27 protein-coding genes and 1 tRNA gene are annotated in these 25,153 nt (G+C 60.8%); 16 read left to right on the top strand and 12 right to left on the bottom strand.

Annotated features, from left to right (window positions below; all coding sequences use genetic code 11):
- Positions 1-130: 130 nt before the first annotated feature.
- The 3 genes from P9250_RS24360 (at position 131) to P9250_RS24350 (ending at position 2,999) form a co-directional block, all read left to right on the top strand.
- Entirely contained in the window at positions 131-898 is a 768-nt protein-coding gene (locus P9250_RS24360) for a haloacid dehalogenase type II (RefSeq protein ID WP_310395627.1), read from the top strand.
- A gap of 55 nt (positions 899-953) precedes the next feature.
- Positions 954-2,570 carry a malate synthase A gene (gene aceB / locus P9250_RS24355; RefSeq protein ID WP_310395625.1) on the top strand — a complete coding sequence of 539 codons (1,617 nt, stop codon included), beginning with the start codon at positions 954-956 and terminating at the stop codon, positions 2,568-2,570.
- Positions 2,571-2,738: 168 nt separating this feature from the next.
- Complete coding sequence (locus P9250_RS24350; protein WP_244828011.1) at positions 2,739-2,999, top strand: DNA-binding protein; 261 nt, start codon at positions 2,739-2,741, stop codon at positions 2,997-2,999.
- Positions 3,000-3,026: 27 nt separating this feature from the next.
- Here the strand turns inward: P9250_RS24350 and P9250_RS24345 are convergent, their stop codons facing one another.
- Together P9250_RS24345 and bamC are read right to left on the bottom strand one after the other, a co-directional pair.
- Positions 3,027-3,329, bottom strand: coding sequence for a putative quinol monooxygenase (locus P9250_RS24345; RefSeq protein ID WP_310395623.1), 303 nt, complete (start codon positions 3,327-3,329; stop codon positions 3,027-3,029).
- A 458-nt stretch (positions 3,330-3,787) separates the two neighbouring features.
- Entirely contained in the window at positions 3,788-4,981 is a 1,194-nt protein-coding gene (gene bamC / locus P9250_RS24340; RefSeq protein ID WP_244827724.1) for an outer membrane protein assembly factor BamC, read from the bottom strand.
- Between the two features lie 456 nt (positions 4,982-5,437).
- Here bamC and P9250_RS24335 point away from each other — a divergent pair, with 456 nt between their 5' ends.
- On the top strand, positions 5,438-5,911 hold the full coding sequence (locus tag P9250_RS24335) for a DUF2844 domain-containing protein (protein ID WP_244827723.1): 474 nt from the start codon (positions 5,438-5,440) through the stop codon (positions 5,909-5,911).
- 14 nt (positions 5,912-5,925) lie between these two features.
- Entirely contained in the window at positions 5,926-7,245 is a 1,320-nt protein-coding gene (locus P9250_RS24330) for a DUF3443 domain-containing protein (RefSeq protein ID WP_310395620.1), read from the top strand.
- A 65-nt stretch (positions 7,246-7,310) separates the two neighbouring features.
- Here the strand turns inward: P9250_RS24330 and pcaC are convergent, their stop codons facing one another.
- From pcaC to P9250_RS24300, 6 genes are read right to left on the bottom strand one after another with little or no spacing between them, the layout of a single operon-like run.
- Positions 7,311-7,697 (bottom strand): 4-carboxymuconolactone decarboxylase, encoded by a 387-nt coding sequence (pcaC, locus tag P9250_RS24325; RefSeq protein WP_244827721.1) that lies wholly within the window; start codon positions 7,695-7,697, stop codon positions 7,311-7,313.
- The gene (gene pcaD / locus P9250_RS24320) at positions 7,694-8,488 is read right to left on the bottom strand and encodes a 3-oxoadipate enol-lactonase (RefSeq protein WP_310395617.1); all 795 of its coding nucleotides are present in this window, start codon (positions 8,486-8,488) and stop codon (positions 7,694-7,696) included. Before pcaD ends, pcaC begins: the two co-directional genes overlap by 4 nt.
- A 27-nt stretch (positions 8,489-8,515) precedes the next feature.
- Entirely contained in the window at positions 8,516-9,874 is a 1,359-nt protein-coding gene (locus P9250_RS24315; protein WP_310395615.1) for a 3-carboxy-cis,cis-muconate cycloisomerase, read from the bottom strand.
- A 4-nt stretch (positions 9,875-9,878) separates the two neighbouring features.
- The gene (gene pcaF, locus P9250_RS24310; protein ID WP_250492243.1) at positions 9,879-11,081 is read right to left on the bottom strand and encodes a 3-oxoadipyl-CoA thiolase; all 1,203 of its coding nucleotides are present in this window, start codon (positions 11,079-11,081) and stop codon (positions 9,879-9,881) included.
- A 33-nt stretch (positions 11,082-11,114) separates the two neighbouring features.
- Positions 11,115-11,771: a 3-oxoacid CoA-transferase subunit B gene (locus P9250_RS24305; protein ID WP_244827717.1), complete on the bottom strand. Its 657-nt coding sequence runs from the start codon at positions 11,769-11,771 to the stop codon at positions 11,115-11,117.
- 12 nt (positions 11,772-11,783) lie between these two features.
- Complete coding sequence (locus P9250_RS24300; RefSeq protein ID WP_244827716.1) at positions 11,784-12,488, bottom strand: 3-oxoacid CoA-transferase subunit A; 705 nt, start codon at positions 12,486-12,488, stop codon at positions 11,784-11,786.
- 220 nt (positions 12,489-12,708) lie between these two features.
- On the opposite strand from P9250_RS24300, the gene P9250_RS24295 reads away from it, so the two are divergent.
- The 5 genes from P9250_RS24295 (at position 12,709) to P9250_RS24275 (ending at position 16,306) form a co-directional block, all read left to right on the top strand.
- Positions 12,709-13,521: an IclR family transcriptional regulator gene (locus P9250_RS24295; protein WP_309963943.1), complete on the top strand. Its 813-nt coding sequence runs from the start codon at positions 12,709-12,711 to the stop codon at positions 13,519-13,521.
- Between the two features lie 75 nt (positions 13,522-13,596).
- The gene (locus tag P9250_RS24290; RefSeq protein ID WP_244827714.1) at positions 13,597-14,520 is read left to right on the top strand and encodes a LysR family transcriptional regulator; all 924 of its coding nucleotides are present in this window, start codon (positions 13,597-13,599) and stop codon (positions 14,518-14,520) included.
- Positions 14,521-14,643: 123 nt separating this feature from the next.
- Positions 14,644-15,540 (top strand): LysR family transcriptional regulator, encoded by an 897-nt coding sequence (locus P9250_RS24285; RefSeq protein ID WP_310395611.1) that lies wholly within the window; start codon positions 14,644-14,646, stop codon positions 15,538-15,540.
- 183 nt (positions 15,541-15,723) lie between these two features.
- A complete protein-coding gene (locus P9250_RS24280) occupies positions 15,724-16,140 on the top strand; it encodes a hypothetical protein (protein ID WP_244827712.1) in 417 nt (138 codons plus the stop codon).
- A gap of 89 nt (positions 16,141-16,229) precedes the next feature.
- Positions 16,230-16,306 (top strand) — tRNA-Pro (locus P9250_RS24275).
- Between the two features lie 424 nt (positions 16,307-16,730).
- On the opposite strand, the gene P9250_RS24270 is transcribed toward P9250_RS24275, so the two are convergent.
- Positions 16,731-17,183, bottom strand: coding sequence for a helix-turn-helix domain-containing protein (locus P9250_RS24270; protein ID WP_250492236.1), 453 nt, complete (start codon positions 17,181-17,183; stop codon positions 16,731-16,733).
- 124 nt (positions 17,184-17,307) lie between these two features.
- Between P9250_RS24270 and P9250_RS24265 the strand changes: the two genes are divergently transcribed.
- Positions 17,308-17,943, top strand: coding sequence for an NAD(P)-binding domain-containing protein (locus P9250_RS24265; protein WP_310395608.1), 636 nt, complete (start codon positions 17,308-17,310; stop codon positions 17,941-17,943).
- A 52-nt stretch (positions 17,944-17,995) separates the two neighbouring features.
- A complete protein-coding gene (locus P9250_RS24260) occupies positions 17,996-18,934 on the top strand; it encodes an SDR family oxidoreductase (protein ID WP_310395606.1) in 939 nt (312 codons plus the stop codon).
- A gap of 60 nt (positions 18,935-18,994) precedes the next feature.
- Here P9250_RS24260 and P9250_RS24255 read toward each other — a convergent pair whose 3' ends face one another.
- The gene (locus tag P9250_RS24255) at positions 18,995-19,363 is read right to left on the bottom strand and encodes a helix-turn-helix domain-containing protein (RefSeq protein WP_250464428.1); all 369 of its coding nucleotides are present in this window, start codon (positions 19,361-19,363) and stop codon (positions 18,995-18,997) included.
- Positions 19,364-19,472: 109 nt separating this feature from the next.
- On the opposite strand from P9250_RS24255, the gene P9250_RS24250 reads away from it, so the two are divergent.
- From P9250_RS24250 to P9250_RS24235, 4 genes are all read left to right on the top strand, one after another.
- Positions 19,473-20,207, top strand: a complete 735-nt coding sequence (locus P9250_RS24250) for an SDR family oxidoreductase (RefSeq protein ID WP_310396862.1) — start codon at positions 19,473-19,475, stop codon at positions 20,205-20,207.
- A gap of 199 nt (positions 20,208-20,406) precedes the next feature.
- A complete protein-coding gene (locus P9250_RS24245; RefSeq protein WP_310395604.1) occupies positions 20,407-20,802 on the top strand; it encodes a nuclear transport factor 2 family protein in 396 nt (131 codons plus the stop codon).
- A gap of 529 nt (positions 20,803-21,331) precedes the next feature.
- Positions 21,332-21,940, top strand: coding sequence for a CatB-related O-acetyltransferase (locus tag P9250_RS24240; protein ID WP_310395602.1), 609 nt, complete (start codon positions 21,332-21,334; stop codon positions 21,938-21,940).
- A gap of 515 nt (positions 21,941-22,455) precedes the next feature.
- Positions 22,456-22,863, top strand: a complete 408-nt coding sequence (locus tag P9250_RS24235; protein WP_244827705.1) for a hypothetical protein — start codon at positions 22,456-22,458, stop codon at positions 22,861-22,863.
- A gap of 1,383 nt (positions 22,864-24,246) precedes the next feature.
- Here P9250_RS24235 and P9250_RS24230 read toward each other — a convergent pair.
- Positions 24,247-24,630 (bottom strand): MerR family transcriptional regulator, encoded by a 384-nt coding sequence (locus P9250_RS24230; protein ID WP_244827704.1) that lies wholly within the window; start codon positions 24,628-24,630, stop codon positions 24,247-24,249.
- Positions 24,631-24,714: 84 nt separating this feature from the next.
- Positions 24,715-25,122 (bottom strand): integration host factor subunit alpha, encoded by a 408-nt coding sequence (locus tag P9250_RS24225; RefSeq protein ID WP_244827703.1) that lies wholly within the window; start codon positions 25,120-25,122, stop codon positions 24,715-24,717.
- Between the last annotated feature and the right edge of the window lie 31 nt (positions 25,123-25,153).

Genomic DNA, 25,153 nt, shown 5'->3' with positions numbered 1-25,153 from the left:
TTCGTCAAATGCGGGACTCGCGCTCAGATTAGGTATTAAAAAGTAAAAGATCAAGTGATCCGGCGATGCTTTTTCCTTCACTACGATCACCAATACAATCCAACCCGACCTCTACATGGAGCGCACGGCTATGTCGGCCATAACGACACACCCATCTCCCCGCGCAGTGATTTTCGACGCCTACGGCACGCTCTTCGACGTTCACTCGGTCGTCTCGGTGGCCGAGCAACTGTTTCCCGGCAAGGGCGAGCCGCTCTCGCAGCTCTGGCGGCAAAAGCAGATCGAATACACGCAGTTGCGCACGCTCGCCGATCCGTCGGGTAGCCATTACGCGCCGTTCTGGGACATCACGATCGATGCCCTGCGCCACGCCGCCGCCCGCCTCGGTCTTGCCGATGCGCTCACCAGCGCCGCCGAGAAGCGTCTGATGGACGAATACGCCTGCCTGTCCGCGTTCCCCGATACCGTGACCGCGCTCAAACAATGGCGTGAGCGCGCAGGCATTCCCCTCGCGATCCTGTCCAACGGCAATCCGCCGATGCTCGATATCGCCATCAAAAGCGCGGGCATGACGGGACTCTTCGACCACGTGCTTTCCGTCGATGCGGTGCGCGCCTATAAGCCCGCCGCCGCCGCGTACGAACTCGGCACGCGCGCTTTCGGCGTGGCGGCGCGCGAGATCGTGTTCGTGTCGTCGAACGGCTGGGATATCGCGGGCGCGACCTGGTTCGGCTACACGACGTTCTGGATCAATCGCGCCGGCTTGCCGGTTGAAGAACTCGGGCTCGCGCCACGTGCAACGGGACGCGGCATGGCCGAACTGATCGAATTCGTCGAAGGTGGATGCAAGCCACAGGACATTCCCTTACGTGGTGCGCGCCGGGCGCCGCGCAACTGATTTACCGCTTCACCGCTACAAGCAAAACCGTCTGACCGACCAAGGAGATTTGAACATGACGCAGACATCGCAATCGCATCCGCTCTCGTTGCCCGAAGGCATGCGCATCGCGGCCGAGATCAAGCCGGGCTTCGAAACCGTCCTCACGCCCGAGGCGCTCGCGCTCGTTGCATCGCTGCATCGCCGTTTCGAGCCGCGTCGCCGCGAACTGCTCGCCGCGCGTATCGACCGTACCCGGCGGCTCGACGCAGGCGAGCGTCCCGACTTCCTCGCATCGACCGAATCGATTCGCGCAGGCGACTGGAAAGTGGCGCCGTTGCCGAAGGACCTGCAATGCCGTCGTGTGGAGATCACCGGTCCGGTCGAGCGCAAGATGATCATCAACGCGCTCAACTCCGGCGCGGATTCGTACATGACCGACTTCGAGGATTCGAACGCGCCGAGTTGGGACAACCAGATCACCGGCCAGCTCAATCTGATGGAGGCCGTGCGCCGCACCATCTCGCTCGAACAGAACGGCAAGTCATACAAGCTCAACGACCAGGTCGCCACGTTGATCGTGCGTCCGCGCGGCTGGCATCTGGATGAGAAACACGTGACGGTCGATGGCGAGCGCGTCTCGGGCAGCATCTTCGACTTCGCGCTGTTCTTGTTCCACAACGCGAAGGAACTGATCGCGCGCGGCAGCGGCCCCTACTTCTATCTGCCGAAGATGGAGAGCCATCTCGAAGCGCGTCTGTGGAACGACATCTTCATCGCGGCGCAGGAAAGCGTGGGCATTGCGCGCGGGACGATTCGCGCGACCGTGCTGGTCGAAACCATTCTCGCGGCCTTCGAAATGGACGAGATTCTGTACGAACTGCGCGAACATAGCTCCGGCCTGAACGCAGGCCGCTGGGATTACATCTTTTCCGCGATCAAGAAGTTCAAGAACGATCCAAACTTCTGCCTCGCCGATCGCGCGAAGATCACGATGACCGTGCCCTTCATGCGCGCATATGCGCTCGAATTGCTGAAGACGTGCCACAAGCGCAATGCGCCGGCTATCGGCGGCATGGCGGCGCTGATTCCGATCAAGAACGATCCCGCCGCGAACGAAAAAGCGATGGGCGGCGTACGGTCCGACAAGGCGCGCGATGCCACCGACGGTTACGACGGCGGCTGGGTCGCGCATCCGGGACTCGTGCCCATTGCGATGGAAGAATTCGTGAAAGTGCTCGGCGACAAGCCGAATCAGATCGCGAAGCAACGTGACGACGTACAGGTGAGCTCACACGATCTGCTCGATTTCCGTCCCGAAGAACCGATCACCGAAGCCGGTTTGCGCAATAACGTGAACGTGGGCATCCACTATCTCGGTTCGTGGCTCGCGGGCAATGGCTGCGTGCCGATCCATAATCTGATGGAAGATGCCGCGACCGCCGAGATTTCGCGTTCGCAAGTGTGGCAGTGGATTCGTTCGCCGAAGGGCAAGCTCGACGATGGCCGCAAGGTCACGGCAGCGATGGTGCGGGAGATCACCATCGACGAACTCGAGAAGGTCAAGCAGTTGGTCGGCGGCGCGGGCAGCGATACCAAGCCTTACGAACGCGCGGCCAAGATCTTCGAAGAGATGTCGACTTCGGCGCAGTTCACCGAATTTTTGACCCTGCCGCTTTACGAGGCGATCTGACCCGCGAAGGTTGAGTCGTTCATTGCGAAACGTGCATTGCGAACAAACGGCCTGCGGGCCGTTTGTTCATTGAGACGTGGCGAACGAATCGCGCATGGCGTGTGCTACATTGCGCATCGTCTTTTTAACGATTCAACCGTGGAGCGCACTGACCGTGCGAACGACAGCATGAGCAATATCCAGCTCGATATCGAATGGACCGAGGCGGCATCGCGCAAAATCGAGAAACTGATGCCGCGCAACGCCAGCAAGGACGCCTATCTGGCACTGCCGCCGGTCGAATGTTTGCCGATGGAAGGCGATGTGCTTTTCCTCGGGCCGTCGGGTAAGCAGCAACCGTTTATCGTGGCCGAGCGTCAATATCATCACGACGGCGATGCGGACTGGACCATCATTCTGATCCTCGACGTCCCGCACGAAACGCACTAACGACCCAACGGCATCCGCGCCGTTCATTCACGCCGCAGTTCCGAGAATCTTGCCTGCGACGTGAACCTCGCCGTGCTCGGCCAGTTCCGGCGACTTGGCGCGAAACGCCTGGATATGCGCGGACTTGCCGTGCTCGGCGAGTGCCTCTTCGCTTTCCCAACGCTCGACGAAGATGAAGCGGCGCGGTTCCTTCACATCGCGATGCAGGTCGTATTGCAACGCGCCGCGTTCCTTGCGAGTCGGCTCGACATTCGCTTCGAGCACTTTCCTGAGTTCCTCTTCCTTGCCTGGCTTCGCGACAAAAATAGCGACGACAGCGACTTCCGACATAAGTGTTCTCCTCGTTTCAATGTTGGGATGGAACGCGAAGCATAACCGCGCGCGGCGCACTCTGCCGTTTTCGATCCACAAAGAAAAAACCCGCGTTCCGAATGAAACGCGGGTAAAAACCGTCGCCCTACGAGGATAGGCGACGGGGCCATCGGGGTTCGCGAGAACGCGAACCATTATTCGTTTGTCCTGTATCGGCGCTTCGCTGCACCGTGTTCGCCGATGACGTAATGTACTGTCCACTCGGTCGTTTTCTATAAGCTTTTGCGCACATAGCGCGATAGAAAGAATCCTCTGCGCAATAAGCGCGGAACGCTCGCATATGCGTTCAATCGCACGACCGATTTTTTCGCTATCGTCTTAACTTGTCGCGCCGAGAAAGGTTGACGAAAAAAAAACCGCCTCGATGACGAGGCGGTTTGCACACGATGAGAGCCCGAAGGCTGCGAACGCGATGATCAGCCGATCTGACCGGCCAACAAGGCCATGATCTGACGCGCTTGCGGCGACGAATCGAGTTGACCTTTGTCGTCGACGATTGCTACGCGTGTTTGCTGTTCGGTAACCGCGCGCACGTTGACCTGATATTGCTTCGCGACCATTTCCTTGCGGCCGTGGAACACTTGGCTCCAAAAGCCCTGCTCGGCCGATGTCTTGTCGTTCGGATCGACGTAACGCACGTAGTAGACGCCACGCCCACGGTCGCGATCGTCCACGGTGAAGTTCGCCCGATCCAGCGCGATGCCCACGCGCAGCCACGCGCGGTCGTAGGCTTCGGGCAGGGTCAGCTCCGATGTCGTGGCTTCGGGTACGGCTTCGTTGCGAATGGGGCTGTTGCCTGCGTTGGCCGCGTTCTGCGCGGCAACCGATGCAGCCTTCTTGTCTCCAGCCTTGGCGCTCGCCGCCGCAGCGGTCGCGCCCGGCAAAGACGTGCCGCCCGCTTGACGCGTGTCCGCGTTGGTAAGCGAAGTCATCAGACGGCGCAGGTATTCGTTTTCGAGCGCGGGGTCGTTCGGACGCGCCTGCCACTGGCTCGTGTCGTTGTTCACGCCGGTCAACGCTTCACGCATGCCCTTCTGGCTGATAAACACGTACGTGCCGCCGTTGGGCGCCGCTTCGAGACGCGTGCGGTATTTGTTGCGCTCGGCCGTGACATAGGAATTGCCCGTGGCCTTGGAGAGCGTGTCGCGAATCAGGCCATCTGAAATTTGCGGATGCGTTTCGTTCCAGTCGGTTTCCATCACGCCTTTATCGCGTTGATCGACGACGAGCAAGAAGCCCTGCTCTTGCCAGAACCGGCGGATCTGCGGCCAGACCTGATCGGGCGCGCGGTCGTCGACGACGAGCCAGCGCTCGGCGCCATCGCGCTGAATGCGCATGCCCGTGATTGGCGGCACCACCGTGGGTGCGGTGGGCGCGACCTTCTGGACTTGCTGCAGATCGGAAAGGGATGTCTGCCCGCCCTGTGGCGGCAGCGAACGCTGATCGACGGCTTCGTCGAGCAGGTTCGGCGGATTCGCGAGGGTTTCCTGCTTGGAGCGCTGATCGCTCTTGTAGTTGATCGCGTTAGGTGAAGACGTGCCGCAACCCGCCACGATTCCTGCCACTGCGACGACCGCAGCAACCCGCCTGGTTACACGAAAATCTGTCATGTCTGGAAAGTCCTTCCGCAACGCCACGGGTTCTTCCGTGGATCAACCCAGCATTTTACCGGTCTGGCGGTGTCTCTGGCAAAAAGAGGCCGGTTTCGTTTTCCGCGACGCTCGTCGCGATATTGATCCACGGAAACTGGATGCTTTTTGTCGCCGAGATTTGTTGGCAATTCGCCATCGGCAGCGAATGCGCTTTTGTTGCGGTCAAAAGGCATGGATGCACCCAAGCCATTAAATCGTCTTCGCCTCGAAATGACAATTTATGACAGTCTCAAAAATAGGCGATTTGGCTTTTCGAGCTTCGTAACGTACTGATTTTCAAGGCACCACGCCCGTCTTTCGAAGGCTTTTCGCGGCTTTCGAGTGCCTCGGGCGACGGTATCGCCCATCCCCTTCTTCCCTCTAGAATCGCTCTCAAAATTAAGAATTATCTGAGTGAAACTGAAAGAGGAACACGTGACTACACCAAGACATACGCTAAGAAATCCTCATTACCTCGCGGCGGCTTGCATCGCGCTCGGCGGATCGATGGCCGCGCCTGCACAAGCGCAACTCGGCGCGATAGCGCGCAGCGCCGTATTTTCGCCAGGCGTCGTCGCGCATCGATCGACGCACGGCCTGCTCGATTACGTCGAAACGACGGACGCGAACGGCATCGTCGTGCGCGAATACGTCGCGGCCAGCGGCGCCGTGTACGCAATCTCCTGGCGCGGACCGGCCATGCCCGACACCGAAGCGCTGCTCGGCGCGTACTTTCAGCGCTTCAAGGACGGCGCGAACGCTTCGTCGGGCGATGCCGGTCTGCACGCGACGCGCATCGCGAATGGCGATCTCGTCGTCGAAAATCACGTGCGGCTGCGTGAGTTCAGTGGCCGCGCATGGCTCGTGAGCGCGCTTCCAGTTGGCGTATCCACCGCCGATATTCAATGACGATGGAGGCACGCATGCCTATTCGCACGCATCTCACGCTTCTTATCGTCACCGCACTGACCTTGACCGCATGCGGCGGTGGCGGCGGTTCCGACAGCGCCACGCCGGCACCCGCGGCACCTGCACAAGCCAGCGCGCCCGCGACGGCCAGCGCGCCGGGCACGGCAAGCGCCCCGGCCGCGGCAAGCGCCGCCAGCAGCGCCAGCGCGGCATCCGCACCGAGCGCCGACTCCACCACCGTTGTGCAATCGACCACGCCGAACGTGCAAACCATCACCGTGACCAGCACGCCAACTCGCACGCGCAACATGCTGCAGACGAGCGTCACTATCTGCGTGCCGGGTACGAATACTTGCCAGACCATCGACAACATCCAGGTCGATACCGGCTCGCACGGGCTGCGCGTGCTGGCGTCGGCACTGAACTCGCAAATCGCGCTGCCGCTCGTCGCGGCAAGCGGTTCGAACGGGATCGTCGCCGAATGCTCGGTGTTTGGCACCGGCTACACATGGGGCGCCGTGCGCACCGCCGATGTGCGGCTCGCCGGCCAAGTCGCGGGGGCAACCTCCGTGCAGTTGATCGCCGATGCATCGACGCCCACGGCGCCCGCCGATTGCGCACAGTCCGGCCTGCCGATGCTCGACGCATCGAAGCTGCGCGGCAACGGCATTCTCGGCGTCGGTCCGTTCACCGCCGATTGCGGCGCGGGCTGCGCCGCCTCCGCCATGCCACGCTGGTACTACACCTGCAACGCGGGCGGCGGTTGCACGGCGAGCAGCTTGCCGGTTGCGCAGCAGGTGACCAATCCGGTCGCCAATTTCGCCGCCGACAACAACGGCGTGCTGATCGAACTCCCCGCCATTCCAGCCGCAGGCGCATCCGCGGTCACGGGGACGATGACCTTCGGCATCGGTACGCAGGCGAACAATCTGCTTGGCTCGGCGACGGTGTTGAAATCGAGTTCGTCTTCCGGCTATGTGTCGACGAGCTTCGGCGGCAGTCAGTATGGGACGAGCTTCATCGACAGCGGATCGAATGGGTTGTTCTTCCCTTCGACGAGCATCACGACATGCGGCGCGTGGTATTGCCCGGCGGCGACGCAAGCCTTGAGCGCGACCGTGCGTTCGACGAGCGGCATCACGACCGACGTCTCGTTCAGCGTCGCGCAATCGACCACGTTGATCGCAAGCGGCAATTTCGCGTTCAGCAATCTCGCCGGACCGTCGAGCGGATACTTCGACTGGGGCTTGCCATTCTTCTTTGGGAGACGCGTGTTCACGGCGCTCGAAGGACGCGCGACGCCCGCAGGAAACGGGCCGTATTACGCGTTCTGAAAAGCCGAGGGCCGTTCGCGATGAACGGCCCTCGGCTTGACATGCCGCAACAGGCGGAAAGCTACTTACTTCTTCTGCGCCTCTTCCTCGAAGATCTTCTGCGCCAGATGGAACGCTGAGTTCGCGGCCGGCACGCCGCAATACACGGCCGTCTGCAACAGCACTTCCTTGATCTCGTCCTGCGTCACGCCGTTGTTCTTCGCGGCGCGCAGATGCAACGCGAGTTCCTCGCCACGATTGAGCGCGACCATCATCGCGATGGTGAGAAGGCTGCGCGTATGACGCGGCAAGCCATCGCGCGTCCAGATTTCGCCCCACGCATAGCGCGTGATGAAGTTCTGGAAATCCGTGGTGAGATCGGTGCGGTTGGCAAGCGAGCGGTCCACGTGCGCATCGGACAGCACCGCGCGGCGCACCTTCATGCCGGCTTCGTAACGTTCGTCATCAGTCATGGTTGTTCTCCGAGAAAGTCGAGCACGGCGCGCGTGTAATCGTCGCGCTTCTCGATGTTCGACAAATGCGCCGCGTCCAGTTCGACGTAGCGCGCGCCTTCGATATAACCCGCCAGTTCGCGGCCCTGCTCGGCAGTCGTCGACAGATCGTGCGTGCCTGCGATCACGAGCACCGGCAGCGCGATGGTCTTCGCTTCGGCGCGCAGGTCGGCGTCGCGGATCGCTTCGCAATTCGACGCGTAGCCTTCGCCCTCCGTATGCCGGAAGACATCGCGGATGTTGGCGAGCACGAGCTGTTCGCGCTCGATGAACGGCGCAGTGAACCAGCGCGCGATCACGGCGTCGGTCAGCGACGGCATGCCGCCTGCTTCACGCGCTTTCGCGGCGCGCGGCGTCCACACCGCATCCGAGCCGATGAGCGCCGCCGTGTTCGACAGCACCACGCGCGAGAAACGTTCGGGATGACGCGCGGCGAGCCCGATGCCCGTGAGTCCGCCCATCGACAGACCGCAGTAATGCGCGCGTTCGATACCGAGATGATCGAGCAGCCCGACGACATCGCCGATCAACTGATCGATGGTGTACGGCCCCGCTGGCGCGTCCGAATGGCCGTGGCCGCGCGTGTCGTAACGCACCACGCGGTAGTGCTCGGCGAACGCTTCGACTTGCGGCGTCCACATGGAGACATCGGCGCCGAGCGAATTCGACAGCACGAGCCACGGGGCGTCATTGCCCGCGCGGGCATCGACTCGATAGTGAATCCGGGTACCGTTGATAGCGGCAAGGGGCATGCTGTATCGCTCCTGAATCTTGTGCGCTCACGCGTTCGCGCGATGAAGCTCGAGCGCGGCGTCGACGAAGGCCTGTGCCTGACCGGCGTAATTCGCCGGATCGAGCAAGGATTTCAACTGTTGTTGCGAAAGATGCTGCGTGACGGTTTCGTTCGCGGCGAGCATATCGAAGAGAGACTGGCCGCTTGCCACCGCCGCCTTCGACGACTGCTCGACGAGCTTGTGCGCATCCAGCCGGCCGATGGCGTCGCCGAGCGCGAGCATGACCGCTTCGCCGAGCACGAGACCGTTGGTCGCGTCGAGATTCCGCGCGAGCCGCGCGACGTTCACTTCGAGACCCGGCACGATGCCCTTGATATTCGACAACGCGCCCGCCGTAAGCCGCGCGAGATCGGGCAGCGCTTCCCATTCCGCCTGCCAGCCGCCGAGCGCGCGTTCGTGTTCCTGCACCATGCCCGCGAAAACCGTCGCGACGAGATTGGGCGCGCGCGTCGCGGCAGTCAGCACCGCCGCGCAACCCACGGGATTGCGCTTGTGCGGCATGGTGGACGACCCGCCCTTGCCTGCCGCGGCCGGCTCGGCGAGTTCGCCGAGTTCGGTCTGCATCATGAGCGAGATGTCGCGCGCGATCTTGCCAAGCGTGCCCGTGAGCATGCCCAGAAACGCCGCCGCCTCCGCGATGCGATCGCGTTGCGTATGCCAAGGCAGCGCGGGCAGGGCGAGCTGAAGTTCATCGGCGAGCGACTGCGCCAACGGCAAGGCCTTGTCGCGCAGACTCGCCAGCGTGCCCGCCGCGCCGCCGAATTGCAGCACGAACACGCGCGATTTCAGTTCGTACAGACGCCCGCGATGACGCGTCACTGCGTCCAGCCATTGCGCGAACTTGAGACCGAGCGTGATTGGCAGCGCCTGTTGCAACCATGTGCGGCCGATCATCGGCGTCGCGTGATGCTTCTGCGCCTGCTGCGCGAGCGATGCCGCGAGTTCCCGCAGATCGGTATCGATCAGTTCGAATGCGGCGCGCAGTTGCAGCATAACGCCCGTGTCGATGATGTCCTGACTCGTCGCGCCCCAATGCACGTACTTCGCGGCCTCGGCGTCGCCGGCCTTCACCACGGCGGTCAATTGCTTGACGAGCGGAATCGCGAGATTGCCGCCAGCGGCCGCGCCGGTCATCAACGCGCCGGCGTCGATGTTGTCGGCATTGCATGCGGCGACTATCGCATCGACCGCGCTCGCCGGAATCACGCCATGCTCCGCCGATGCACGCGCGAGCGCCGCTTCGACATCGAGCATGGCCTGCACCGTCGCGCGCGCCGACCATAGCGCGTTGGCGGCCTCGTTGCCGCAGATGAGATCCGTGAGACGTCCGGTCGAGGCGAACATGTCCTTAGACACGCTCGATGACCATCGCAATGCCCTGGCCCACGCCGATGCACATGGTGCAGAGCGCGAAGCGCCCGCCCGTGCGCTGCAACTGATAGCTCGCGGTCGTCACGAGCCGCGCGCCGGACGCGCCGAGCGGATGTCCGAGCGCGATCGCACCGCCGTTCGGGTTGACGCGAGGATCGTCGTCGGCAATGCCGAGCATGCGCAGCACGGCGAGCCCTTGCGAGGCGAAGGCTTCGTTCAGTTCGATCACATCGAACTGGTCGATCGTCATGCCAAGGCGCGCCAACAGCTTCTGCGATGCGGGCGCCGGTCCGATACCCATCACGCGCGGTTCGACACCCGCGGTCGCGATGCCGAGAATGCGCGCGCGCGGCGTGAGGCCATGACGCTTCGCGCTTTCTTCGTCGGCGATCAGCATGGCGACGGCGCCATCGTTCACGCCCGACGCGTTGCCCGCCGTCACCGAGCCGTCCGGACGCACCACGCCCTTCAGCTTCGCGAGCGTTTCGAGACTCGTCTCACGCGGATGCTCGTCCTGCGACACGACGAGCGCGTCGCCCTTCTTCTGCGCGATGCTGACCGGCGTGATTTCCTGGGCGAGCGTGCCGTCCTTCTGCGCGCGCGATGCCCTCTGCTGACTGCGCAGCGCGAACGCGTCCTGATCGGCGCGGCTCACCTTGTAGTCGTCGGCGACGTTCTCGGCGGTTTCGGGCATCGAGTCGACGCCATAGAGCTTCTTCATCAGCGGATTGACGAAGCGCCAGCCGATGGTCGTGTCGTGAATCTCGGCCTGACGTGAGAACGCGCTCGTCGCCTTGCCCATCACGAACGGCGCACGGCTCATGCTCTCGACGCCGCCCGCGATCAAAAGGCTCGCCTCGCCCGACTTGATGGCGCGCGCCGCGATGCCGACCGCATCCATGCCCGAACCGCACAGGCGGTTGACCGTCGAACCGGGCGTGCCCACAGGCAAGCCGGCAAGCAACGCCGACATGCGCGCGACGTTGCGATTGTCTTCGCCCGCCTGATTCGCGCAGCCGTAGATCACTTCCTCGACGGCTTCCCAGTCCACTTCCTTGTTGCGTTCGACGAGCGCGCGCAGCGGCACGGCGCCCAGGTCGTCGGCACGCACGGAAGACAGCGAACCGCCGTAACGGCCGATCGGCGTGCGGATGGCATCACATACGAAAGCTTCTTTCATCGGTCAACTCCAGTTATCTCTCAGTCGAAGCGTTTATGCAGCCTCGGACAGCGGCACGTATTGCAGCGGCACCTGGGCCAGCTTTTGCAGTTCGTCGAACGACAGACCTTCCACCATCTCGCGCACGACGAAGCCTTCGGGCGTCACGTCGAACACGGCGAGGTCCGTATACACGCGATCCACGCACTGTACGCCCGTCACCGGATAAGAACACTCGGCCACGAGCTTGCTCTCGCCTTGCTTCGTGAGCAGTTCCATCATCACGTACACCTGCTTGGCGCCGATGGCCAGGTCCATTGCGCCGCCGACGGCGGGAATCGCATCGGGTGCGCCGGTGTGCCAGTTAGCGAGGTCGCCCGTCGCCGAGACCTGGAACGCGCCGAGCACGCAGAAGTCGAGATGGCCGCCGCGCATCATCGCGAAGGAATCGGCGTGATGGAAGAACGCGCCGCCCGTCAAGAGCGTGACGTGCTGCTTGCCGGCGTTGATGAGTTCGTCGTCCTCTTCGCCCTTCGCGGGCGCGGGACCCATGCCGAGCAGGCCGTTTTCGCTATGGAGGAAGATTTCGCGATCCGCCGCGAGATGATTGGCGACGAGCGTCGGCACGCCGATACCGAGGTTCACATACGCGCCTTCGGGAATGTCCGCGGCCACGCGGCGGGCCATTTCGTCACGGGAAAGTTTCTTCATGGCTTCGATCCTTCAGGATGCAAGTTCAGCTTCGAGTTCGGCGGCATGCACCGCCTGCGGCACTTCGACCACACGTTGCACGAAGATGCCCGGCGTCACGATGTTTTCGGGGTCAAGCTCGCCGAGCGGCACGACCTTCGACACCTGCACGATGGCGGTCTTCGCGGCGCTCGCCATGATCGGCCCGAAGTTGCGCGCCGTCTTACGATAGACCAGATTGCCCCAGCGGTCGCCCTTATAGGCCTTCACGAGCGCGAAGTCGGCGTGTAGCGGCGCTTCGAGCACGTAGTGCTTGCCGTCGATCACGCGGGTTTCCTTGCCTTCTGCGAGCTTCGTGCCGTAGCCGGTCGGCGTGAAGAATCCGCCGATGCCCGCGCCCGCCGCTCGAATGCGCTCCGCGAGATTACCCTGCGGCACGAGTTCGAGTTCGATTTCGCCCGCGCGGTAGAGCGCGTCGAAGACGTGCGAGTCGGTCTGACGCGGAAACGAACAGATGATCTTGCTGACGCGCTTCGCCTTCAGCAAGGCGGCGAGACCCGTGTCGCCATTGCCCGCGTTGTTGTTGACGATGGTGAGATTGCGCGCGCCCTGTTCGATGAGCGCGTCGATCAGTTCCGAGGGCATGCCCGCCGTGCCGAAACCGCCGATCATGATGGTCGCGCCGTCTTGCACATCCGCCACCGCCGACGCGAGCGAGTCGAAAATCTTGTTGATCATTGCCGTACTTTCTCCTGTGTCGAACCGACTTGCGTGTCAGCGGCTGCTTGAAGCAAACGCATCTCGGGGTTTACCTGTGCGCCGACAAGCTTGCTTCGAAATGTTCGATATGCGAACATGGATTCGTTAAGCGAACATCGGCATGTTAGTCCCCGGTTCTTTGTCGTGTCAACGAAGCATGCGCGAAGTGCGGGTTTGTACGGGTCTTCACGCTTTCTATATGTCCACTCCAACGAATGCCGACGCGGATTCATCCGATAACCCCGCGCGTCCCGGCGACGCCTACGTGCAATCGTTCGCGCGCGGGCTTTCGGTCATCCGCTCGTTCGACGCGAACCGCCCGGCGCAGACGCTCACCGATGTCGCCGCCGCGACCGGCTTAACGCGCGCGGGCGCAAGGCGCATTCTCCTTACGTTGCAGACGCTCGGTTATGTCGAAGCCGACGGCCGCCTCTTCCAGCTCACACCGAAGATACTCGACCTGGGCTTCGCCTATCTCACGTCGATGCCGTTCTGGAATCTCGCCGAGCCGGTCATGGAAGAACTCGTCGCGCAAGTTCACGAAAGCTGCTCGGCGGCGGTGTTGAACGGCGCGGAGATCGTCTACGTGCTGCGCGTGCCGACCCACAAGATCATCACGCAAAATCTGTCGATCGGCAGCCGTCTGCCCGCGTTCTGCACGTCGATGGGCCGCGTGCTTTTCGCCGCGCTCGACGACGCACAACTCGACGAAGCACTCGATGCCAGCGAACTCGTCGCGCGCACGCCGCACACCATCGTCGACAAGACTGCGCTCAGGGAATCGATCGCGCTCGTGCGGCGCCAGGGCTGGGCTATCGTCGATCAGGAACTGGAAGAAGGATTGATCTCCTTATCGGCGCCCATTCGCGACCGGCAAGGCCGCGTGATCGCCGCGCTGAACCTTTCCGGCAACGCGCAGCGCAAGAGCGCGAAGCAAATGGTGAAGTCGTTCCTGACGCCGCTGCAGGAAGCGGCGCAGCGCGTGTCGGACATGGTTGCGCGGCGTGGATGATCCGCGCGACACTCCACTATCCGCGAGGCGAATGCCGCATGACGCACTATTTCGCCGGACGATAACGACGGCCGCATGACCGACCTCGACCTGAATCTGATCCCGTTCCTCGTCGCGATAGAGGAGACGCGCAACGTGAGCCGCGCCGCCGAGCGACTTGGCGTGAGTCAGCCGCGCGTGTCGACGGCGCTCGGACGGTTGCGCGAATATTTCAACGACCCGCTGTTCGTGCGGACCTCGCGCGGCATGGAACCGACGCCGCGCGCCCTGGCGCTCGTGCCGGCGGCGCGCGAGGCGCTCGGGCGGATCGAACGCGGTTTGCTCGATACGCAGCACTTCGATCCCTCGTCGAGCACTGACACGTTCTCGATAGCGCTGTCGGATGTCGGCGAGATCGTGTTTCTGCCGCGCTTGTTGCAGGCGTTCGCAACCGAGGCGCCGCAAGCGAATCTGCGGTCTGTGTCGGCTTCACACGGCGATGTCGAGCGCGGACTCGAAGCCGGCTCGATCGATCTGGCGGTCGGCTATTTTCCCGATCTGCGCGGCAACAACTTCTTCCAGCAGCGGCTCTTTTCGCACCGGTTCATCTGTCTCATGCGGCGCGATCATCCCTTCGCGCGCGAGCCTCTCACGCTCGAACGCTTCTGCGCATGCGGCCACGCCGTCGTGCGCGCGGAGGGACGCAGTCAGGAGATACTCGAAAATCATCTCGACAAGGAACGCGTGCGGCGCCGCGCCGTGCTGGAGACGCCGCACTTCATGAGCTTGCCGTTCATTTTGTCGCGTACGGATCTCATCGCGACGGTGCCGCATGCGATCGGCTTCGCGTATGTGGCCGAACACGCGTCGATCACGCTTGCCGAGCCGCCGCTCGCGCTGCCGAGGTTCGATCTGCGGCAGCATTGGCATCGCAAGTTTCATAACGATCCACGCACGAGTTGGCTGCGTGGCGTCGTCGCCTCGCTCTTCAACGACGCGCTCGACGAATGGCCGAAGTGACGGGCAGCTTTTCCTCGACGTGCGGCGATGTCTAACGCCCGCTCCGGCTTGCGTCCGAGTGGCCCTCATCCGCGGATAAATCCGGCTAACATTGGCGTTTTGTTTCCTCGAAGGAAATGATCGATGGATGCGCTCACCAGTCTTCGCGTATTCCGCGAGGTCGTCGAAGCCGGGAGTTTCGTGAAGGCGGCCGAACGGCTAGACATCTCGACCGCGATGACGAGCAAACACGTCGCCAACCTCGAACGCCATTTGAACGTGCGGTTGCTGAATCGAACGACGCGGCATCTCAGCCTGACCGAAGCCGGCAACGTTTATTACGAACAGTGCAGCGAGGCGCTCGATATCCTGCGCGCGGCAGAAGCCGCGGTCGGCACGCAGACGGCGCAGCCGCATGGCGTGCTCAAGGTGACCGCGCCGGGCTGGTTCGCCAATCGTAAGTTCGCGGATTTGCTGGTGGCTTATCAGGCGCGTTATCCGGATGTGCTCGTCGATCTGCGTCTCGAGAACCGCTTCGTCGATCTGGTCGAGGAAGGCTACGACATGGCCTTGCGCGCGACGTCCGAGCCGTCGCCCTCGCTCATCGTACGGCCGTTGTGCCGGATGCCGTTCGTGCTGGCGGCATCGCCTGCGTATATCGAACGGCATGGGCCGGTGCGGCATCCGCACGACATGGCGCGGCATCGCGTCGTGCTGCCGACTTACACCAATATCGAGACGGTTACGCTGACGGGCGCGGACGGCGCGTTCACGGTCAGAAATCAGCCGGTGCTGAAGACCAACGATACGTCGATGGCGCTCCAACTCGTGCGCGCCGGGATGGGCATGGCGTATCTGCCGGCGTGGATCGTCGATCCCGAACTGGGCGCGGGCAACTTGCTGCGCGTGCTGCCCGGCTACGAAGCGTTCGCGCCGTCGGTGTATGCGGTGTACACGAGCCGCAAGTACATGACGACGAAGGTCAGAACCTTCATCGATTTCTTGTCGGACTCGCTGAGCGATCAAGAACCAAGGAAGTGACCGAATCACGACAGAATTCGGATTAGTCGTAGATTAAGAATACTCGTATTCAAGCGCTGCTTGCCGTGTGTGAATATCGCGCCCAATTCCCGGTTTGGCCTTCCACGATCTGGTTATCACGGATTGTGACGATCGCCGCTGGGGAGGCTGGCTCTTTCACGCATCATCATTGGCTTAGCGCACATGGACTTCTTTCCCTGGCTCCCCTTGTTGTTCAACCTCTTGCTTCTGTGCGCGGTGATGTTTGTCTGCCGCACGATCAATGCAAGTCACGGCAAGCTGCTGTGGAATGGCGCACTGGTGTTCTTTATCTTCTGCTTTCTGGCAATGGCTCTCGACTTCGTACTGACGATGGTCTTTGCGTCCGCGAGTTTTCATGATCACACGCAGTATGAAAGCATCGCGACGCGGAGCAAGTGGAGCGAACGCGTGCTGAGTTACCTGATTCCTTGTGTCGTGTCGGCGTTGTTGGCACAGCGCTTTCGCAAGCGTCAGCGCGCAGCGCTTGCGCGCAAGCGGCGCGTGCCGACGCTGCGTAACAATGACGCGCCTGTTTCGATCAAGACTTCCCCTTACACGCAATCTGAACTCAGGCTGTGAGCATTTTCGAGTAGATTCGACGAGTCCGAACACGAATTTCGTCGAAGCAGTTCTACTATTCGTTTCGCTCTGATATACTTTCGCTCTTTCGGGGCGTAGCGCAGCCTGGTAGCGTACCTGCATGGGGTGCAGGTGGTCGGAGGTTCAAATCCTCTCGCCCCGACCAAATTAAGCCCGCGTAATCTTTTGATTACGCGGGCTTTCTCATTTGTATGTCATGGCGGAAGTAGCAGTTCTGACGGCTTCCAAAAGAACGCCGCCGAAGCGCGTTGCGTACAGTCAAGATGAAACTTCTGCGCGGCTGAATCTTCATCTCCGTCCTGCGCGCGCGTGGCGTGTGCTACGGTGGACTGAAGTGCGTCGATGTAGTGGTCGCGCTTTCTTTTCATCCGTTATCGCGCTCGCCGTAATGTCTTAGATCGCGTACGGAATGGAACTGAAGCCGGCGCGATTTTTCGCCCGCTCAGGCCGCTGAACCTCAGTCACGGTCTCCAGAACCGTTCTCGACATCGGGCCGCTATTCGCCGCACCTCTCGACTAGCCATGCGCGCATCGTCTATCGACGTAGCACGGCATGCCTGCCGCCCTGCCTATTCCTTGCTCTCCGGAAACATACATCCGCCATTCCGAACCAGCGTCTTCACCTCTTCGCTCACCAGTAGGGGACTTTGCCTTAATCGGGCAATGAAAGCCTTACTTCGCCGAACGTACGACTTTGAATCGTACTTCGCGCTCCATAGGACGATGTTCAGCACGACAGGGATGAGGTCCAAGCCCTTCTCGGTCAGCGTGTAGAAGTCACGGCGCCCATCGTCGGGGCTGGGCGCCCTCGAGAGAATTCCTTGCTCCTCAAGAAACGCAAGGCGGGACGCAAGGACATTGGTCGCGATTCCCTCTTCCGATTTCAGAAACTCGCCATACGTCTTCTTGCCAACAAAAACGATGTCGCGAATGATCAAGAGCGACCACCGGTCGCCAAAGATCTCCACGCCGTAGTTCACCGCGCAATGGGATCGAAGGTCTTCTTTGGATGTCGTCTTCATGGCCAAATATTAACATCGCTTGCATGAAGCAAGTAAATTTCCTAGTTTACTTGTTTTTTGCAAGTTATGTGAATAGGATGGTTGCTAGTGGTTACGAGCACCACCCAACTCACCAGGAGACTGCATGAGCACGATCAGCATCATTGGCACAGGCGGCATGGCCGCAGCGATTGGCGGCCTTGCCGCCAATGCAGGTCACATAGTCGAGGTAATGAGTCGCGACGCTGCCAAGGCGCGGGCGCTTGCCGAAAAATTTGGAGCCAACGCGACGACAGGGATGTTCGGCGTCGCCCCGGCCGGGGACATGGTCATCCTGGCGCTTCCCTACCCAGCCGTTCTCGACGTGGTGAAGCAATACGGGAACGAGCTTGCAGGCAAGGTTCTCGTGGACATCACCAATCCCATCGCCTCCGATCACGTGAGCTTCGTGACTCCGGGCGACAGCTTCGGCGCGCGGGAGATCGCCAAGGCCGCGCCTACCGACGCGAAAATCGTCAAGGCGTTCAACACCCTGTTTTCTCACGTCCTGGCTGCCGGTCCAGTAGAGGGCCGCCTGTTGGACGTGTTCATCGCCGGGGACGACGCACAGGCGAAAGCACGCGTCTCGGCATTCGTCGCGAGCCTCGGACTGCGCCCGATGGATACCGGGCCGCTGCTCATGGCGAAGACGCTGGAGCACGTCAGCCTGCTGTCGCTGGGACTGCTCACTCACTCCGTCAAGCACGCCAACTTCTCAATCGGCGTCAGCCTGTTCGGCTGATTGCACCCGCGCCACGACATCTCGCATCACATCTTCTGGAGGGAGCAATAACATGCACGTTTTCGTCACGGGCGGGACCGGCCATATCGGTTCGTACATCATTCCCGAGCTCATCGCCGCCGGCCATGAGGTAACCGGCCTCGCCAGGTCGGACAAATCAGCGGCGGCGGTGTCCGCGCTCGGCGCAAAGGTGCGTCGCGGCGATATCTCCGATCTCGATGAACTCAAGGCCGCGGCGTCGGAGTCAGACGGTGTCATCCATGTCGCGCATAGACAAGACCTGCTTCCCTCTGGCGGGCTCGATGCCGTGGCCGCCGCGGAACTCCGGATCATGCTCGCATATGGCGACGCACTGGCCGGAACCGGCAAGCCGCTGGTCGTGTCGGCGAGCATCGGCTCACCCGGATGGGAAAGCCTCGGCCGGCCCGTCAGCGAGGATGACCCTGCCCTTCCGGCCGGCGATGCATACAAAGGAACCCTGCGAGTTCGTAACGTCGTGGAGCTCGCCGTCATCGCACTCGCGCAGCGGGGCGTGCGGTCTTCGGTCGTGCGGATTCCTCCCATCGCGCACAGCACGAGCGATGCAGGCTTCCTCCCGTTGCTGATTGCGCTCGCAAAGGACAAGGGCGTCATCGGTTATCCGGGAGACGGCGCAAACTTGTGGCCGGCCGTGCATGGCCGCGACCTCGCCACCTTGTTCCGTCTCGCGCTGGAGAAAGGTCCGGCTGGCAAAAGTTGGCACGGCATCGAGGGCGAGGGCATCGCTTTGCGCGAGATCGCCGAGGCCATCGGCAGCCGCCTGGGCCTGCCGGCCGTGAGCATTCCCATCGACGTGCTGATGCTGCCGGGATACTTTGGCTTCCTGACAAACCTGGTCACGCTGGACCTTCCGGCGTCCAATCTCATCACGCGTCAGGCTCTCGGCTGGAAGCCTGCCCAGCCCGGCCTGATCGAGGACCTCGACAATGGCCACTACTTCCCTGCTCTTTGAGTGGCGAAAACAGCGCGGGCACGTTTTGATAGCGCGTTAAACGTGGATGTCGGCTGTCTTTTATCTCAACCTGTCGCGCTCAGCGAGCATGTTCACCATTTCGGCCATATTCTCGGTTCCCCAAGTGCACAGCGGGACGATCTTGTCGGCCAGGCTTCGACCGAGCGGCGTCAGCGTGTAGTCCACGCGCGGTGGCACCTCCTGATAGTCGGTCCGCGCGAGGACGCGATCGGCTTCGAGTTCCTTCAATTGCTGGATCAGCACCTTGGCGCTGACGCCGTGGACATTGCGCTTGAGTTCGCCGTAGCGCTTCGGGCCGTCGAGCAGGAAGTACAAGATCAGTGGCTTCCATTTGCCCGCGATGATGCTGAGGGTCGCGGCTAGCCCGTAAGAGTAGCGGCCACCGCAGGTCGGAGAACAGTCGGTCATTTTCGTGGTTACCAAAAGGTGCATACTTGTTCTTAGGTTAGTCCAACTGCATACTTGTTTCAAGCAAGCAATTCCTGCTTCCGTACAACTTGAAAGAAGGATGCACGACATGACCAGACTCAGTGGAAAGACGGCTGTCATCACCGGTGGCGCCACGGGCATTGGCCGCGCGGCAGCGAAGCGCTTCATCGAGGAAGGCGCTTTCGTCTTCATCTTCGGCCGTCGGCAAGACGCACTCGACGATGCCGTGGCCGACCTCGGGCCCAATGCCCGCGCGGTAAAGGGCTCGGTCTCGGATGAGGCCGACCTAGACCGACTTTATGCTGCGGTGAAGGACGAGCGCGGGACCCTCGATATCGTCTTTGCGAATGCCGGCGCGGGAAGCCAGCTAGCGCTCGGCAAGATCACCGCCGAGCACATCGATGAAGCCTTCGACACCAATGTGAAGGGTTCGATCTTCACGGTCCAGAAGGCGTTGCCGCTGATGCGCGATGGCGGTTCTATCATCCTGACCGGATCGAGCGCCGGCACTACGGGCGCTCCTGGAATGAGCGCCTACAGCGCGAGCAAGGCGGCCGTGCGCAACCTCGCGCGGACGTGGGCGGAGGACCTGAAAGGCACCGGCATCCGTGTGAACGTGTTGTCACCCGGGGCGACGGCAACCGAACTCGCGAAGGAAGCGCTGGGCGAGGAAGGCCAGAAGATTTTCGCCTCGATGACTCCGCTTCAGCGCATGGCCGATCCGGCCGAGGTCGGAGCGGTGGCTGCCTTTCTCGCGTCGTCGGACAGCAGCTTCATGACCGCCAGCGAGGTGGCCGTCGACGGCGGCTTGGCGCAACTTTGATGTGTTGTGGCGGCTCTGGCTAACGTCGTTCGCAGTGCCCCTTCAGTGGGCTTGTCGGTCGACGGCGGAAAGCGTGGGTCCTAAGTGCCGCGTGTTGGACTGCAAAACGCGCGGCACATCGATGGAGCAGCGGCCGTCCGACGTAAGAGCGCGACCTGTTCCAGTTGCGGGCCTGTGTCACAAACATGGAGAGATACCGATGAGCACACAAGCGAGCGTCCAGGTCGTGAAGGATTTTTTTGCCGCGCTGGGCAGCGGCGATAAGCAAGCTTTGCTGGCCATTTCCGCAGAAGACATCGAGTGGATCGTTCCGGGCGAGTGGGCGCTGGCCGGCACCCACCGTGGGCACGCGGACTTGGCGAACCTGTTGCAGAAGGCTTCCGAGATGGTGGATACGTCCTACCCCGCCCCGCCCGAATTCGTTGCTCAGAGTGACCGGGTTCTGGTCGTCGGCTTCGCGACGGGCCGAATCAAAGCCACGAACAAGACCTTCGAAGACCACTGGATCTTTGCCATCATCGTTCGCAATGGCAAAGTCGCGAGCATTCGCGAGTACATCGACACGCTTGCACTGGCGCAGGCCTCTGAACTTTAAGGCTAGTCGTTGTGTTGGGCGATCGAGGATCAGGAAGTCGCTGCGTTCGTAGTCTCCGCCCGAGCTGGCTGATAGCCATCAACCTCGAAGAACTCATATTGGATAACTAGCAACGGAATGAGCGGTTTCATAGTCGGATGCCTGCGCACTTCCGCGTCCCGTCAGACTTGAGACGCCTCTTTACCTTCCGCCGCGCCACTTCCGCGGCATCGTTGCGCCACTTACCGTCAGATACTTTCGCCCGCATAGCGAGGAAGCGTTCACGCTTTGCAGCGGGCTTTGTCATGGCGAGAGGAAGATCCGCTCTGTCACGCACATCAGGGAATTCGAAGTCATTTCGCCCCGCTTGCTATCATGCCTGCCTGCGTGATGGCGGCTCGTGGTAGCGCCACAAGCCAAGCTCAAGTGTCTTCTAGCACGGGCCAACAGTGTGGATACGAAGGATTCGTGTGCACAGCGCCGTCCGGCTAATCGGCTTGACAACGACGACTTTCACAACGGCCCCAGCGCGCGAGACAGGTGATGAAGCATGAAGCCGCTATCTAAATTTTTTTCGAGAAAGGCCCCGCAACCGGCAGTCGAGGTTCCGTTACCGCCACCGGAAGTGACTGACGGACGGTTCTTTTTCCCAGTTCAGGAAATCAGAGTCGCGGTCGGTAACCACAGTCATATAAACCGACCAACCGTTTATTACTGGGGGGCTCCGTGTGCATTTGAGGTTGGGCATTACTGCTCAATTGCTCAGGGAGCAACATTCGTGTTAGGCGGCGAGCATCCGAAGCTTTCGTTGTCTACGAACACGACGCTGCATCAAATAAATGCTTCCAATAGATGGAAGGGAGACGTCGTCATTGGCAACGATGTCTGGGTCGGCGCAAACACCACCATCCTTTCAGGCGTTACGATCCACACCGGAGCGATCATCGGGGCGGGCGCCACGATCAGCAAAGATGTTCCTGCTTACGCGATAGTCGTCGGTAATCCGCAGCGCGTTCTGCGTCATCGCTTCGAGCCAGACGTGATAGCCCGATTACTCGACTCACGTTGGTGGGAACACGATCCGGAGACGTTGAATCCGCTCTTGATGAAAAGCACAGATATAAATGATTTTCTAATGCTGTTTGAGAATTCGGTTTGACGGATGGCGGATTTGTTTGGCGTCTTGTTCATTTGCTTCTCGTTCAACGATGGGAATGTGTCTCTGAAGGACCATGGGTGATGAAGCCGCACTGCCCTCTCTACAAACTCCTGTAGGCGTGTCCGATACCGGCTCCGCTTGCGGCATCGACGCTTTGCCGATCCTAGCTGTACTCTCTTGTGCGGAAACGCCTTGCCCGTTATCGCCGAGCAGATCCTAATGCCAAAAATCATTTGACCCATGCTTCGATGCGGACAACCGCTTCTTCGCGCAATCTATCGACAAATCATCGGATCAGTTCGAGCGGCCACGATTGTTAGGCACACGCAGTGTTTGCCGTTGCACCTTGATCGCCACCTAAAAGACTGCGAGGCACCCGAGTGTCATGCAAATCACGCCAAACTTTCGACAGGCCTGACGCTGATTGCGGCGTTTCGTTAAGTGGCGCACTCAACTTCTAACCAGACTGCCTCATATTCCGATCATGATCATTAAATAAAAAATCGGGGCGTGCCGTGTCAGCCATTCTCTCAGTTGTCGTCCGCGGTGCCACCGCCAGCCTCCACTATCTCGGGCGTCGAGACAAGAAGCCGGAGGTGACAGCGGATGCACTCGCACATGTCTATCGTGAAGTGCTCGGAACGCTCGCCGAGCTTTCGGGCGTTGTGTTCCGAGTCATGTATCAGACTGATCCTGAACGGCCTTGGCCCAAGGCCGTGCTTGAGGAACTAGAACGCAAGCACGCTGAAATCAAAGACCTGGCAAACACGTCCGGCCATCTGCTGCAAGTGGATGCTCTTGAAGCCTTGCAATTCATCGCCAATGGCGAGGCACGTCAGGCAGGCATGCAACAGTTCCTGGAAGCTATCGACGCCGCACATCAGGTGGTCAGTCGACAGTGCCGTCTTGCTCAACAGAGCTGATCTAGCGATTGCAAGCGTTGTCGTAATGCAATGGTCACTCGGCGCCAGGCGCCTGTAGTGATGAAGCCTCTTGCTCAGCGAATACCGTCCTTCGTCAATCGACCGTCGGGCAAGGACCACCGTCGCACATCCTGGACTTTACGAATGCATCGCCGCCAGAGAATTGCCGTGCTGCTCGAGATAGGCCGACTCGTCGTGCGAAACCCGAGAGTTGCTTATCCTCTTCTGACCGTGCTCTCCCGCACGTGTGCAGAAAAATGGGCGGCAGTCGCCATGCCGAAGTTCATACGCGAAAATGGGCGCGCTAAAACGTTCAGATAGGTTTGCGCGCTGCACGCAAAGCAAAAAACACTGAACTCCGGCGATCGCGATGATTAGCCGTGCCTGCCTTAACGCGATTTTGACGCGACGCTCAGCGACCCGCTCACCGCATAAAAAAACAAGGCACCGAACCAGCGGTTAGAAGCTCGACGGACTAATCCGCCGTCAGTCCGCACAGAAGCGCTATTTTGTCCGGTCGATGCATCGCGATTTCTGCGGCGTATGGATAACGAAGAACAGTCGGTGCATTTGACAATACTGTCGCCCTAATCAAGCTTTCCAAAGCGCTATGGCACCGCTTGCTTAACAGCACGTGAGAGCTAGTCGCTGCTTTTCTCAATTGCGTATGACTTTGCACGCTGAAAAGTAGTTCGCAAAGCAAACGTTTGCGGTATGCTCGCCGAAACCGTCTGTAGTTTGTTCCGAAGCGATTGATTCATCGGTTTCCACTGCAGATCGGAAACAAGAAAGTATCGTCTCCCTAAAGCAATTGCCCGCTTTTACTCAGACTTAAAAGGCACAAAAACCACTTGTAACTCAGGCCCTTAAGCTCTAATCTTAAAGTGACGTATAAGGAACGCCGCCTGATGCCTTCGCTTGCTCTCGCGCCTGTCGTTCAAAGGCAACCGCTGTCAGCCCGAACTTCCAGCTTGCGTCTCGAAGTCGCAAGATGGTTCGTTTCGGTGTCATCCGCGCGCGTTACACGGTTCGGCCGCATCTATCTGGGCGGGAGCCGCTATGTATGTGTGAGCGCATACAAGAATGGCGGGCGCTTTGCGCTGTACTTCTTCCATCACGGACCTGATGACTGGCGTATCTATCCGCCTATGGGTATGGGGCCGAGCCTTGTGTACTGGTCGGTTGGTGTAGAGGCGCCAAGCGCGAACTTGACCGTCGGCTGATAGATCCAACCCATGCTTTGTGATTCGCCATTGCGCGGGTAGAACGGCACCATACAGCCCATGTTCCTCGCGCAGTCGCACTCGGAACGCAATGCACACAGACCAAAAAAATGCCGCGAGTCCGTCGCGGCATTGGTCACTCCTACAAGACAAGCGGCATTCAGCCACCGAGCAAATCGATCACCTGCGTGATCTCCTTGCGCAACTGATCGACATCGACGCCCGCTGAAGGCGCAGCCGCTACGCCCTCGATATCTTCGGCTTCGGCGTCATCGCTGATCGGGCGGCCTTGCGAATCAAGCCGATTACGCGCGCCGTTGATGGTGAATCCCTGCTCGTATAGCAGTTCGCGAATCCGCCGGATCAGCAGCACTTCATGATGCTGATAGTAGCGCCGATTGCCGCGCCGCTTGACCGGTCTCAGCTGCGTAAACTCCTGCTCCCAATAGCGCAGCACGTGCGGCTTGACACCGCACAGCTCGCTGACTTCGCCAATCGTGAAATAACGCTTGGCCGGGATCGGAGGCAAGACGACTTTTTCCATCGTCGATCAACCATCTTGGTGAGTGATGTCGATGAAGCACGGCAAGCAAAAGCGATTCGCGCGATGTTCAGCGCATGAGCGAATTCAACGCGTGAGACCTGACTCCGCTCCCGTTTCCACCAGCGCCTTCAACTTCTGACTTGCATGAAATGTGACGACCCGCCGTGCCGCGATAGGAATGGCTTCGCCAGTCTTCGGATTGCGTCCCGGACGCTGCGGCTTGTCGCGCAACTGGAAGTTGCCGAAGCCGGAGAGTTTGACGCTATCGCCGCTTTCGAGCGCGTCGCGAATGACTTCGAAGAAGGCTTCGACCATGTCTTTCGCTTCGCGCTTGTTCAAGCCGACGTGGTCGAACAGCATCTCGGCCAGTTCGGCTTTCGTGAGCGTGGGCGTGTCATTGGACACGGCGCCCGAAGTCGGGATATCTCGGGTCATGGCGCTACGCTGCGCCGAAAGAAGGGCTTCGAAATCACTCGAGTTCATTTGGTTCATATCGGTAAAACGGCGGACGACGATGAAGACG

It is taken from the genome of Caballeronia sp. LP006 (assembly GCF_031450995.1).
Classification (GTDB): domain Bacteria; phylum Pseudomonadota; class Gammaproteobacteria; order Burkholderiales; family Burkholderiaceae; genus Caballeronia.
This window is presented reverse-complemented; position numbering and strand designations above follow the sequence as displayed.